This is a genomic window from Desmospora activa DSM 45169 (assembly GCF_003046315.1).
GTDB lineage: Bacteria > Bacillota > Bacilli > Thermoactinomycetales > DSM-45169 > Desmospora > Desmospora activa.
Window position 1 is genome coordinate 2,421,621 of record NZ_PZZP01000001.1, and the last position, 13,533, is coordinate 2,435,153.

The 13,533-nt window shown below is 49.0% G+C and carries 11 protein-coding genes; 6 read left to right on the forward strand and 5 right to left on the reverse strand.

Annotation, left to right across the window (positions count from 1 at the left end):
• The first annotated feature begins 92 nt into the window (after positions 1-92).
• The 6 genes from C8J48_RS11700 (at position 93) to C8J48_RS11725 (ending at position 6,117) form a co-directional block, all read left to right on the forward strand.
• Positions 93-698, forward strand: coding sequence for a TetR/AcrR family transcriptional regulator (locus C8J48_RS11700; protein WP_107727005.1), 606 nt, complete (start codon positions 93-95; stop codon positions 696-698).
• Between the two features lie 112 nt (positions 699-810).
• Positions 811-1,521, forward strand: coding sequence for a 2,3,4,5-tetrahydropyridine-2,6-dicarboxylate N-acetyltransferase (gene dapD, locus C8J48_RS11705; protein ID WP_107727007.1), 711 nt, complete (start codon positions 811-813; stop codon positions 1,519-1,521).
• A 375-nt stretch (positions 1,522-1,896) separates the two neighbouring features.
• On the forward strand, positions 1,897-3,108 hold the full coding sequence (locus tag C8J48_RS11710) for an aspartate aminotransferase family protein (RefSeq protein ID WP_425430461.1): 1,212 nt from the start codon (positions 1,897-1,899) through the stop codon (positions 3,106-3,108).
• Positions 3,105-4,238, forward strand: coding sequence for an N-acetyldiaminopimelate deacetylase (locus tag C8J48_RS11715; protein WP_107727009.1), 1,134 nt, complete (start codon positions 3,105-3,107; stop codon positions 4,236-4,238). Before C8J48_RS11710 ends, C8J48_RS11715 begins: the two co-directional genes overlap by 4 nt.
• A 376-nt stretch (positions 4,239-4,614) precedes the next feature.
• Positions 4,615-5,505 (forward strand): alpha/beta fold hydrolase, encoded by an 891-nt coding sequence (locus tag C8J48_RS11720; RefSeq protein WP_107727011.1) that lies wholly within the window; start codon positions 4,615-4,617, stop codon positions 5,503-5,505.
• Positions 5,506-5,508: 3 nt separating this feature from the next.
• Positions 5,509-6,117: a TetR/AcrR family transcriptional regulator gene (locus C8J48_RS11725; protein ID WP_107727013.1), complete on the forward strand. Its 609-nt coding sequence runs from the start codon at positions 5,509-5,511 to the stop codon at positions 6,115-6,117.
• A 57-nt stretch (positions 6,118-6,174) separates the two neighbouring features.
• Here C8J48_RS11725 and C8J48_RS11730 read toward each other — a convergent pair whose 3' ends face one another.
• The 5 genes from C8J48_RS11730 to C8J48_RS11750 all read right to left on the reverse strand — a co-directional run bounded on the left by C8J48_RS11730 (position 6,175) and on the right by C8J48_RS11750 (position 13,518).
• Positions 6,175-7,116 (reverse strand): GNAT family N-acetyltransferase, encoded by a 942-nt coding sequence (locus tag C8J48_RS11730; RefSeq protein ID WP_107727015.1) that lies wholly within the window; start codon positions 7,114-7,116, stop codon positions 6,175-6,177.
• 458 nt (positions 7,117-7,574) lie between these two features.
• Complete coding sequence (locus tag C8J48_RS11735; RefSeq protein ID WP_170105423.1) at positions 7,575-8,456, reverse strand: Vgb family protein; 882 nt, start codon at positions 8,454-8,456, stop codon at positions 7,575-7,577.
• A gap of 490 nt (positions 8,457-8,946) precedes the next feature.
• The gene (locus tag C8J48_RS11740) at positions 8,947-11,037 is read right to left on the reverse strand and encodes a beta-galactosidase (RefSeq protein WP_107727019.1); all 2,091 of its coding nucleotides are present in this window, start codon (positions 11,035-11,037) and stop codon (positions 8,947-8,949) included.
• 352 nt (positions 11,038-11,389) lie between these two features.
• Positions 11,390-12,232, reverse strand: coding sequence for a sugar ABC transporter permease (locus tag C8J48_RS11745; RefSeq protein ID WP_107727021.1), 843 nt, complete (start codon positions 12,230-12,232; stop codon positions 11,390-11,392).
• On the reverse strand, positions 12,232-13,518 hold the full coding sequence (locus C8J48_RS11750; RefSeq protein WP_245891138.1) for a carbohydrate ABC transporter permease: 1,287 nt from the start codon (positions 13,516-13,518) through the stop codon (positions 12,232-12,234). The genes C8J48_RS11745 and C8J48_RS11750 overlap by 1 nt, the downstream gene beginning before the upstream one ends.
• Positions 13,519-13,533 lie beyond the last annotated feature (15 nt).

Here is a 13,533-nt window from a genome sequence, read left to right on the forward strand (position 1 = left end):
GCTTCCACTCCATCTCCTTTCAAACGCGATCCTATCATTAGAATAAAAGCAACACGCTTTCTTTTCTACTCGCATCTGGAAAGGAGCTCCGTATGGGTATCGATGACGGGATAAAGCCGCGTAAAACGCCAAAACAGAAGCGTTCCCAAGAAACGGTAACCTTTATTTTAGAAGCAGCTGCTCAGGTTTTTGGTGAAAAAGGTTACAAAAAGACAACCACCAACCATATCGCTGAACGAGCCGGTGTATCCATCGGTACGATTTATCAATACTTTCCCAATAAAGATGCACTATTGCTGGTTCTGGCCGAGCATCATATCTCACAGGGAAAACAAAGAATAGTAAGCAAGATCCACTCCTGTCGGACGGACGCATCAGCTGAGCAGTTGTTACGGATTCTGGTGGATGAAGTGATTTCATTTCATCATGAGAATCGGTCTCTAAATGGTCTGATCTATGATGAAGCACCGAGAAATCGAGAACTTCTCCATGCATTGCAAGAGGCAAAAACAGAAATCGCCCAACAAGTACCTCTCTTTTCCCATCGTGATCCAAAAAGATTATTAAAGTCAATCATCCTGGTGGATCTGATTTATACCCTCATCCATGAAGTTGTCCTTCAACCGCCAGCAGGATTTTCCACAGAGGATTGCAAGGAAGAAGTGATTCGGATCTGTTTGACTTATCTGAAGGAATGATGTCCTTTCCCATAACTTCCGACCATTTACGGGGATGTGCTATACTTGGGGAGAAGCATGGTTTTAGCCACTCGAAACTTACTTAAACGCTGATAGAAAGGGTGCTCACAACGTGGAACAAATGGACGCCAACCAAATTATCGAGTTTATCCAGAAAAGCGAAAAGAAAACACCGGTCAAGGTCCATATCAAAGGGGACACTGACGGGATCGACTTTGGCAAAGGCGTACAAACCTTTATCAACGGCGGTGTCGGTGTGCTGTTCGGGGATTGGAATGTCTTAAAGCCCGTATTGGAAGCCAACCGGGATAAAATCGAAGATTACGCTGTGGAAAACGATCGCCGCAACTCCGCCATTCCGCTGCTAGATCTAAAAGACATCCAAGCGCGGATCGAACCGGGAGCCATCATTCGCGATCAAGTGGAGATCGGCAAAAACGTAGTTATCATGATGGGAGCTTCCATCAATATCGGTGCAGTCATCGGTGACGGTACCATGATTGATATGAATGTAGTAGTCGGCGGTCGCGGCACCATCGGCAAAAACTGCCACATCGGAGCGGGTTCGGTTATCGCTGGTGTGATTGAGCCGCCTTCCGCCAAACCGGTGGTGATCGAGGATGATGTTGTTGTTGGTGCCAACGCCGTCATTTTGGAAGGGGTTCGAGTCGGTAAAGGATCCGTTGTTGCCGCCGGCGCCGTCGTCGTGGACGATGTACCGGAAAACAGTGTGGTCGCCGGCATTCCCGCCAAGGTGATCAAACAGATTGATGAGAAAACCCGTGCAAAAACGGAGATTAAGCAAGAGCTGCGTCAACTGTAAGGGAGTATCGGGACCACCTCTGATCTCCTTTGTAGACACAGTAGGATTCGGTTTGATTGTTGATAAAGTAGGATTCGATTCCGATTATCCAACCTCTCCCTTTTCCATTTTACAATGAAGCGTTGTTTTTTCGAGCCCTCCGAATTAGTTAGCGGCTAAAGCAAAAGCGATGGGCCTAAAACTTACTGTCCTACTAGGGGATTTTTAAATAACGAAGTGAACGGAGAGTATAGCGGTTGAAACCGTCACTGTCTCCACTGGACAACCGATCGGCGAGAAACCTCCAATCAACCATTTCCCTTTATATCCGTTTGTCAGCACGTTGGGTCGCCGCGGCGGCCCTTCTTCACTATCCCAAGCAAGGAGGGATTACCCGTGTCTCAATGGCATGACTTGGATCAACAGTATTTGATGTCCACGTATCACCGCCTTCCGATCGCAATCGAACGGGCGGAGGGAAACCATCTGTATGATACGGAGGGCAGCTCTTATCTGGACTTGTTTACTGGGCTGGCGGTCAACATTTTAGGCCATTCCCACCCCGCGATTGTACGACGCTTGCAGGAGCAAGGGGAGCGCTTCCTCCACATCTCCAACAAATTCCTAAACCCACCCGCTATTCAACTGGCCCAGCGGTTAGTGGAAAACAGTATCCCGGGCAAAGTCTTTTTCACCAATTCCGGTGCGGAAGCAACGGAAGCAGCGGTCAAGCTGGTTCATAAATGGAGCCAGGCGACAGGCGGGGAGCGACAAGGATTTGTGGTGATGGAAAAAAGCTTTCATGGCCGCACCCTTGGCGCCGTTAGACTCACCCGGCAAGCGGGCGTCTATCAGGACTTTCCGCAGCCGGATTTTCCTGTATTTGAGGTGCCTCCCAACGACATCGACGCACTGCGGGCCGTTTGTGAACAGGAGCGCCCCGCCGCCATCCTGGCTGAGCCGATCCTAGGTTCCGGCGGAGTACAACCGTTAGCGGAAAGCTATCTGCAAGCGATGGCAACCCTTGCGCAGGAACAAGGTATGATGCTCTGTATGGATGAGATCCAGACCGGCGTCGGCCGGACGGGCACGTTTTTTGCCTACCAAGCCTATAACTTCTCGCCTGATGTGATTCTGTTTGCCAAAGGCATCGGCGGTGGTTTACCTTTGGGCGGTATCATCGCTGGCGAAGCCATTGCTCACCTCTTCCAACCAGGCGATCACGGCACCACTTTTGCCCCTTCACCGCTGAGTGCAGCCTTGGGATTAGCGGTGGTGGAAGAGCTACTGGATAACGGCGGTCTGGAACAGGGACGGGAGAATGCCACTTATCTGTGGGAAGCGCTCGCCCGCTTACGCCAACAGCATCCCGATGTGATCGGCGCCATCCGCGGCAAGGGCATGATGATCGGGCTGGATACCCATCTCTCACCGGAAGCCGCTCTTCGTTTACAGCAAGGATTGCTGCAAGACGGCGTTTTAGTGGATATCGCCCAGCAACGGGTGGTGCGCCTCTTACCACCGCTCACCCTGAAGCGGGAAGAGACCGACTTTTTCATTGAGCGGTTAAGTGCTCATCTCGCCCGTAGCGGGGAGGAAGTTTTATGAACCTTCATCCCTTTATCGGCGTGCGGCGGGAGCTGCACCAAATCCCTGAACCTGGCTTCAAAGAAGAAAAAACCCAACGCTATCTGCTCGATTTTCTGTCGAAATTGCCGCAAGAGCGGCTGGCGATCAAAACCTGGCGCACCGGCGTGTTGGTGCGGATTCACGGTCGTAACCCCCGCCGCACCTTAGGCTGGCGCACCGATATTGACGGCCTCCCGATTGAAGAGGAGACCGGACTTCCGTTTCACTCCCACCACCCCGGCTATATGCACGCCTGCGGTCATGATATGCATATGGCTATCGCCTTAGGGATCATAGATGCACTGGTACGGGAACCGATCGACGATGATGTGGTCGTCTTGTTCCAACCGGCGGAAGAAGGGCCCGGCGGCGCTTTGCCGATGCTGGAAAGTGATGCGTTTCGCCAGTGGAAGCCGGATGAATTGTTTGCCCTTCATATTGGTCCCGATTGGCCGGTGGGCACCGTCGCCACTCGGCCCGGCATCCTGTTTGCCAATACATCGGAGCTATTTATCGATTTGGAGGGGATCGGCGGCCACGCCTCGCTGCCTCACCGCAGCAACGATATGGTGATCGCCGCCTCACAATTGGCGATGCAACTGCAGACTATCATCTCCCGCAATATCGATCCGTTGGATTCCGCCATCCTCACCTTGGGCAAAATCACCATCGGAACCAAGCAAAACATCATCCCCGGCAAAGCCCGCCTCGAAGGAACAATTCGCACCTTGTCAATGGAATCGATGGAGAAAATAAAACACCGTGTACGCCAGTTGGTCAAAGGGATTGAAACCGGTTTTGAATGTAAAGCTCACATCGATTGGGGAGCCAACTACTGCCAAGTGGAAAATGATGAAACCCTCACCACAGCATTTATGGAGTGGGCGCAACAAGAAGGCGGTGTCCATGTCATTCACTGTCGGGAAGCGATGGCAGGAGAAGACTTTGGCTACTTCCTGCGGGAGATCCCCGGTTTTCTGTTCTGGCTCGGCGTCGACACTGAACACGGTCTGCATCATCCCCGACTAGAGCCAAAGGAAGAAGCGATTCCAACGGCAATCCAATTGGTGACAAAGTATTTTCGCTGGCGAGGAAATCACGCTGGATAACGCTTCACTTTATCAGGGGAACACTTTTTTAGCGTAGAACCTCCGCCACTGTATATCCCTTTCATGAAATGAGAAACGGCAGGGTTGAGAATGAAGTCCAACTTGCTACCACACTGAGTAGAGACAGATCACAGTACTGCCCTGCAATTCATGGGCTTATTAGATTTTTTATACGGCATCCAATGCCGTATTTATTTTTGTCTACGTTACAGCGAGGGGGCACCCCGCCAGTTTGTTCAGTTGCGAAACCAGTTTCTGTGAGTTGTAGTTTAACAATTTCTTGACAACTCCAATCACCTTTGGATACAGTTTTTATGAACAAAAATTAGTTTCGTTCATATGTTCATATTATATCAACTCCATTGGAGGAAAAACAATGTCCACCACAATCTACAAAAGTCCCGCAGGTGAGGTAAAGATGATGGAGCTTTACAACAAACAACTGGCCAAACTAAAGATTGAATACAAAACTACCCAAATTGACACTCGCTTCGGTTCTACACATGTCATCATTACGGGGCCCGAACACGCCCCACCCGTTCTTCTTTTTCAAGGCGGCAATACAACCAACCCGTATATTCTGGAAAAGTTCCTCCCTCTTGCCAAACATTTTCGCCTCTATGCGCCGGATACCGTCGGTCACCCCGGCAAAAGTGCCCAAAACTCTCTATCGCCGCGTGATACCAGTTATGGGAAGTGGGCCGTTGACATCATGGATGGATTGGGACTTGCTCAAGCTTCTGTTGTTGGTACATCATGGGGAGGTGGGATTCTGCTCCAGTTAGGCGCCTGTACCCCTGAGCGGATCACAAAAGCGGTTCTCATCGTTCCTGCCGGAATCGCCAATAGCTCGATGCGCCGAGTGATAAAGGATTTAGCCATTCCTATGTTCCTGTATCAGCTATTCCCAAACCGAAAACGACTGTTGCAAGCGATCCAGCCCCTCGCCTCCGATCCAGATGAAGACACCATTGAAATGGTTCAAACGGTCTTTCATCATGTCAAAGTAAAAGCGGAAATGCCGGGAAATGTTACAAAAGAAGAATTAGCCGCCTTTACCGCCCCAACGATGCTGTTTGCCGCTGAGAACGATATCATTTTCCCAGCAAATCGGGTGATTCCACAAGCAAAAAAGGTGATCCCCAATTTAACGGTGGCGGAACAATTAAACGGCGCTTCTCATCTGTTTTTTCAGTCTTATGATCAGCTTCAATATGTGCAAAAGCAAATTTCCGATTTTTTGTTACACGCCGCAAAGGAGTCCTAACTCATGGTAAAAGGATTTAGTGAACGGGAAAAAGAGATCATCCGCAACAAACTGATGGAAGTAGGAAGAGAGCGCTTTGGATCACAAGGATTAAAAAAGACGAGCATCCGCGAATTGACGGATGCAGTCGGCATTGCCCAAGGATCGTTCTATCTCTTTTTTCACTCCAAAGAAGAGTTGTTCTTTCGCATCTTGGAAATCGAGGAAGCGTCCATTCAACAAAAATTACAGTCGACTACTTTGGAACCCGTTACCGCCGAATCCTTTAAGCAATGGATTCTAAAGGCATTGACGTTGGCGGAAAACAACCCCATTGTTCGCCGCCTCTATGTAGATGGCGAGTATGAATTGATGTTGCGAAAACTACAGCAAGAAGTGATTGAGCAGCATATCCAAAAAGACGCAGATGCACTGCTCCCACTCATTTCGTCATGGCAACAGCAAGGGTTGATTCTAGCAAAAAAGCCGGAAATGATCGCCAGTGTCATCCGATCTCTTTTTTTGTTGACATTGCACAAAAAAGAGATCGGCGAAGACATCTATGACGAAACCATCGACCTCATAGTTGAACTCATCGCTTCCGGCCTGGTTACAAAAAAGGGGAAGGCATGATTTTATCACACCTTCTCTTGAGCTGATACCCCCACTTCCTGTAATCGACACCGATTTTCATCGCGCTGCCCACACTTCCACTTCCACCTTCAGAGCAGGCGTAGCCAATGCAGAAACATAGACCAAGGTCATTGCCGGCGGTGTACCGCCGTGCAACTCTTCCCAGATTTCATAGAAGGAATCCCGATCAATCGATTCCGTTAACCAAATGTTGATTTTCACAATGCTTTCCGCAAACACATCTTCACTGTTTAAAATGCGTAACACATTGTTCAAGGCATTCCGAAATTGTGCTTTTACATCGGAGGGGAGATCTCCTTCTGTATCGATTCCAACCTGCCCAGATAAAACCAGGTGTTCCGCTTTTCTTGACACGATCGCAAGATGGGTATAAGGTCCGATGGGTGTGGCGACTGAATCGGGATTTTTACGTATCACTTTCCTTTCTTTTTTCTCGGACTCTTCTTCATTGACAATGGCGAGAATCTGATGATCTTGCCACTTGCCATTGATCTTCACATTTTGCTTGGCGATTCCCTCTTTGTGAAAGCCCGCTTTCTCCAGCACTTTGATGGAACCGAGGTTATGGGGCATCACTCCCGCCTCAATGCGATGAAGCTTCAGTTGATCAAAGGCGATTGACACCACCAGCCGCACCGCCTCGGTCATATAGCCCTTGCCGTTCTGTTCCTGATCAAGACAATAACCGATCCAAGCACACTGCAGAGGGCCACGCGCCACTTCGGATAGGTTGACATTGCCGATTAATTCTCCCGTTTGTAACAAATAAATGCCAAAGCCATAATGTTGATCCTGGGCTTGCTTTTCAATGTAACCCTGAATCCGCTCCTGCTGCCCTGCCAAGGTAAAAAATCGTTCCTCTCGCAAAGACGTATACAGCTGAAAGAAATGACGGTTACGCAATTCCAGTCGCAGCATCGTCTCTGCATCTTCCAACTCCAACGGCTTAACATAGATGTTGTTTCCATCTCTTCGCATTAAAAATATCCTCCTCTTTTTTCCAAATAAAAACACCACAGTCTGATCCTGTGGTGTATGCTTCACAATATATGAACCACAGGATCGCCCGGCCTGTGGTGTCTATTTGATGTACATTAGCTGTACAAAAATCGAATCACCCCATGTCGAGTCGTCGATATAGCCCCATTTGGACAGACTTCTCCCGTGATTCGATTTCATCGAAGAAAACGGCAGTTGAGTACCCCACTCCTTTTGCTAAGAAAGCAAGTGCGCGTTTTTTCATCCTTGGTACTCTCCTTTCGCCGAGGTCTTCTCGCTAATCATAGCAACAAGAGTTCCGGTTGGCAAGGGGGAAGGATTTATGATTACGCCAATACCTTCTCAATTCTAGTAAGCCCTGGTACTTGATATAAACTTTTCAACGCATCCATATCCCCATTCACAATACAATCGATGTACGGTATATAGTTGCAGTTTCATTCACGGATTAACCGACCGATTTGATTACACTCTTCCGCAAACCAGACGGATCCATCCGGTCCCCAAACCAGTCCATGGGGTTCAGATTGGTTGGTAGGAATGGGAAACTCCGTAATCTCTCTGGTAAGCGTGACTCGGCCGATCTGGTTGCTTCCCCATTCAGTGAACCATAAAGCGTTGTCTTTACCAGAAGTAATCGCATGGGGACGGGCATCGGCTGTAGGGATGGGATATTCTTCAATTTCTCCCGATGTGGTGATTCTGCCGATTTTGTTACCGTTGATTTCTACAAACCAAAGAGCGCCATCCGGTCCAGCAGTTATTCCGACCGGCCCCGCATGGGGAGTCGGGATCGGATATTCAACGATCGTTCCCGTAGTTGTAATTTTACCGATTTGATTGCTTTGATTCTGGGTAAACCAGAGAGCTCCATCCGATCCTGCGACAATAAACGAGGGAAACGATCCCGGACGTGGCAGCGAGTATTGGCTAAGCTCCCCAGAAGCGGATATTCTCCCAATCGTATTGCCGGTAATCGCCGTAAACCACATCGCTCCATCCGGCCCTGTGGTTATCCCATATGGGCCTGTACCAGCCGCGAGTGGATACTCAGTAATTTCCCCTTGTAGGGTTATCCTTCCAATTTTATTGGCCTTATTCTCGGTAAACCATAAGTCTCCATCAATGCCGGATGTAATCACGGTTAATCCGGCATCAGGGGTAGGGACCCTATATTCACTCACCTCTCCCGTCACCGTTATTCTCCCAATTTGGTTCCCCTTGTTTTGCGTAAACCAGAACGCACCGTCACTTCCCACTGTAATCCCGTATGGTCCTGATCCATGGGTAGGAAGGGCATATTCCACTATTTTCCTCATCAATTGATAACCCCCGTTGAGAAATATTCATCATGGATTAAGGGTTGATATATCAAAAACCCCCCATCCAATTGATTGGATAGGAGGTGTCAAACGCGACAAAAAGCGGCGATATCCCCATACACTAAAGATATCAATCCCTTTTTGTAACGATAAAAAAGCCGACACTAATCCTATCCAATAAACATCTCTTCGTGATGGATCGTTTTTGGGAATAGGATTAGTAAATCATTGGCCTTCCTATCATCCTTTCACACTTAATCGTTTGAATTGTATCACGAAGCGTAAAACCAAAACAAGTGGCCATCGATCTGACCCTGTTACTCCTCTCCATTGATTAGCAGACCACCAAAACTGTGTACACGGAGGGATCGGTCAGTGGGAAGGACCACCTGCCTGCCCCGTATCACTTTTAACAACATCTTTGCCTATATCATAGGAAACTCCAAATGATTCCAACAGATCGATTCAATAACAAAAATCTCCTCACTCACTTAGAAACCTTCCCCATTCCCACCCCGTACCGAGCCAGACGTTTCAACACACAAACGCCGTAAGTGGATAGGGTTAGCTCCTGTTCAACCAACTGTCCGTCAAGCACATCGGTATAGTTGTCGTCATCCAATAAAACAGTTCGCTCTTCTTCGCTGAAGTTTAATAGAAAGATATAATCGTGCGTTCCATCTGTTCGCAGTTGTGCGGTTACACCGGGCGGCAAATCCGTTGGGATCACTTGCGCGATGTCGTGTTGTTGCATCAGTTTGGTCAAAAAATCGGTATAAAATGGTTCCTTGTTGCGAGAGGCAACATAATACGCTTTTCCTTTTCCGTACGTATTCACCGTTAAAGCGGGGCGACCGGCATAAAAATCACGCTCATACACCGCCAATGCTTCTGCTCCTTCCAGATGGATCAGATCACACAGTTCATGGGCTTCATAGGTGCCGTTCAGCCCCAGTTTGTTGCCCCCTGTCATCATAATTCCATTGCGATCCCAATTATAAAGGCTGTCGATTTCCTCTGAGCGAATACCGAGGGTTTTGCGTAGAGGCTCCGGAAATCCTCCCAAAAAACAAAGATCGTTTTCATCGACAATCCCCGACCAATAAGTGGTAACAAACGTGCCCCCTTGAGCGACAAACTGTTCAATCTTTTCCGCCACACCAGGGCGAAGCATATACAACATCGGGGCGATGATCAGCTTATAGCGGGAAAAATCGATATCCATATCGATCACATCCACCGAGATTCCCTGCTCCCACAAGGGTCGGTAGAACTGTTTTACTGTTTCTTCATAATGAATCCCACTATTGCGCGGGCCTTTGGCATCTTCAATCGCCCAGCGGTTTTCCCAATCAAAGATGATCGCCACTTCCGGTTTGACGGTGGTTCCCACCACATCGGACAGTTTCTCCAACGTCTCGCCGACATGGGTCACATCCTCGAATACCCGTGTATCGTCTCTGCCGTCATGATCGACGACGGCACCGTGAAACTTCTCAAAGGAACCGCGACTTTTGCGCCATTGAAAGTATTGCACGGTATCGGAACCGTGGGCCACCGCCTGGATGGAGGACAACAAGTGCATACCAGGTCGCTTTAATTTGCTAATCGCTTGCCAGTTGGTCATGCTGGGCGTACTCTCCATCAGCATAAACGGCTGACCACCTTTGAGCGAGCGTTTGATATCATGAACGAATGCGATCGCCGGTGCCAGTGCCGTCTCCCCTTGCTCACCGTGCCAGGTGGGATAGGAATCCCAGGAGATTACATCGAGCAGGTCGACAAATTTCCAATAGTTTAATCCGACAAACATGGTCATAAAGTTGGTGGTAATCGGCAAATCGGGGTTCTCTTTGCGCAATGGCGCAATCTCATGGTGGCAGAAGTCAACCGTCTGATCGGTGACAAAGCGCTTCCAATCCAGGTTGAGGCCGTGAACGCCATCCTCACCATGGGGAGCGGGGGACTCAATCTGTTCCCAGTCGGTATAGGTATGGCTCCAAAAATGTGCCCACCAGGCGTGATTCAGCTTTTCCAACGTTCCATATTTTTTCATTAGCCACTGCCGAAAAGCCCCTTGGCAATAATCGCAATGGCAGTCTCCACCGTATTCATTGGAAATGTGCCAACCGATTACCGCCGGGTGATGGGCGTATCGCTCCGCCAGCTTTTGGTTGATGATAGCTACTTTTTCGCGATAGACGGGAGAGGTAAAGCAATGGTTGTGGCGCTTGCCGTGTAAATTGCGCACCCGATTCGCTTCTACCCGCAGCACCTCCGGATATTTTGCCGACATCCAGGCCGGTCTGGCGCCGCTGGGAGTAGCCAAAAAAGCGTAGATCCCGTTTTCGGCAAAGGTATCCAGCACCCGGTCCAGCCATGCAAAAGTAAAGTGCCCTTCCTCGGGTTCCAGTGAAGACCAAGCGAAAATACCGACGGACATCACATTGCAGCGGGCTTTTTTCATCAAACGGATATCCTCTTGTAACACCTCCGGATACTCCTGCCACTGATCCGGGTTGTAGTCCGCACCGTGAAGCATATGCGGCACTTTTGGGCTAATCGGTGGATACGCCATTTTGTTTCCCCTTTCTTTTACGAATCATCGATGAGATTCTGGAGGTAATCGAGATCGATTTCCCCGATTTTACCCAATCGGAATCGACCCCTCCCTCCAATCGCCATGCTTAAACTGATTGCAGTGCGAGACTTGGGAACGAAGTGACCATAGCGTGACTTGTGCTGTGAAGTGCAGTGCGAGACTTGGGAACGAAGTGACCATAGCGAGACTTGTGCTGTGAAGTGCAGTGCGAGACTTGGGAACGAAGTGACCATAGCGAGACTTGTGCTGTAAAGTGCAGTGCGAGACTTGGGAACGGAGTGACCATAGCGAACTGCTACTGTAAACCCGCTTTTTCTCTAGAGGTTACCTACCCTTTGGTACTGCCGGCGGTTAACCCCGAAATCAGGTATCGCTGCAGGAAAAGATAGATCAGTGAGACCGGCAGGGCGATCAACACCGCTCCTGCGGCAAACCGGGTAAAGTTATTGGAAAATTCATCGTTGATAAATTGAAACAACCCCACGGCCAACGTGTACTTCTCACGGCTGTGTAAAATGATCGATGGCAGGATAAAGTCAAGCATCGGCACCATCAGGCTAAACAGGGCCACAATCGCCAAAATCGGTTTCGCCAAGGGGAGCATAATTTTTAGGAAAACGGTCAGATGCCCCGCTCCATCTATCCGTGCCGCTTCGTCCAATTCCCTTGGAATCGTGTCGTAATACCCTTTTACCAGCCAAGCGTTAAAGGGAATCTGCATCCCAATGTAAATCAAGATGAGTCCGGTCAAGGTATCCAACAACCCAATCAGATTTAATAGGATGTAGAGGGCAACCATCGCCATCATCACCGGAAACATTTGCAGCAACAAAAACAGATACAGCCCGCTTTTCCGACCGACAAACTCATACCGGGACACGGCATAAGCGATCAAGGCGGTGATCACGGTGGAAAAAAAGGCGGTACAAACCGCGACGATCAAGGTATTTTTGTACCAGATCAAGTAGTAGCTGTTGGGGTCGGTAAACAGCCAGCGGTAATGTTCAAAGGAAAAGTTTTGCGGAATGATGGAAGAAGAATACAAGCTCCTGCCGGCGTTTAACGACATGCCGACCGCCCACAGCAACGGGTAGAGGATAATCACGAACATGACGGCGAAGATGAGGTAGATCCCCATCACTTCCAGCCGTGACTTCCATTTTTGCTGCATCAGAGATTCCCCTCCTCTTGGAACGATCGGGTTCGTCTAAACTGAAAGAAAGCAAAGATCGAGACGATCAACCCGATAATGATCGAGATGGTTGCCGCCATACTGTACTGCTGATTATTGAAGGTCAGCTGATACACCCAAGAAATCAAAATATCCGTCCCGCCTGCCGTTTGACCTCGAACCGCCGGTCCCCCCTGATTAAAGAGATAGATGATGTTAAAGTTGTTAAAATTGGTAGTGTATTGAATGATTAACAGGGGTGCGGTAGCATACAGCACATGCGGCAGCGTAATATAGCGAAATTTTTGCCACCTCGTCCCGCCGTCCACATCGGCCGCCTCATACCATTCGCTTGAGATGCTTTGTAACACCCCGGTAAACAGGGCAAAAACGAAGGGATAGCCCAACCAGGTTTGAATGACGATCAACGCGATTTTAGTGTAAAAGGGGTCGGTCAACCACGGCAATCCTTCCCCCAACAAGGGAATCATGATATCGCGGTTGATGGCACCGAAGGTATCATTAAACATGGCGGCAAAGATCAGAATGGAGACAAAACCGGGCACCGCCCACGGTAAAATGAGAACGGTTCGAATCAACTTTTTAAACTTGACCCGCTTGTCATTCACCAGTACTGCTAGAAAGAGGCCCAGTGTAATTTGCAAGGTGGTTGCGACTACCGTCCACACTACGGTCCAGGAAAAAACGGTAAAAAAGGTTTGCTTCCAGATCGGCACCGTCACCAACTGGACAAAATTATCAAACCCGACCCAATCCACCAGATTACGCGGTGGTGAGTGATACAGATTGTAATTGGTAAAGGCGAGCAATACGGCAAACAATAACGGAAAAATGACGACGAAGATCAGCATAAAAAATCCCGGCATCGTCAATAGATAGGGAAAGCTGCGCTCATATCCCGCTCGAATGGACTCCATCAACCGTGGAGCCTGCCAACCGTCCCGGATTTTTTGGGCTTGTCTGTAGGCGTCTAACACATTCATCACGTACAGGAAAATCGCAATGGTCAGCAACAACAATGCCAGGATGCCGTAAACGAGCAAATAGATCGAATGGTCAGTCCCCGGAATCGTTCCCAGTGTGCAAATGCCCCATAATCCGAGATTGATAAAATCGGCAAATGCGATCAAAAAAGAAGCCTGGATGATGAGAAAAGCGATGCCTTTTATATATCGTCGGTTATACAGCTGGCCGAGGCCGGCAAACAGGATGGACAGAACCAGTGCCACCCTCGGACGATGGGACCGCGGTATCTTCGTTGACAAGTGCCTCACCCCATT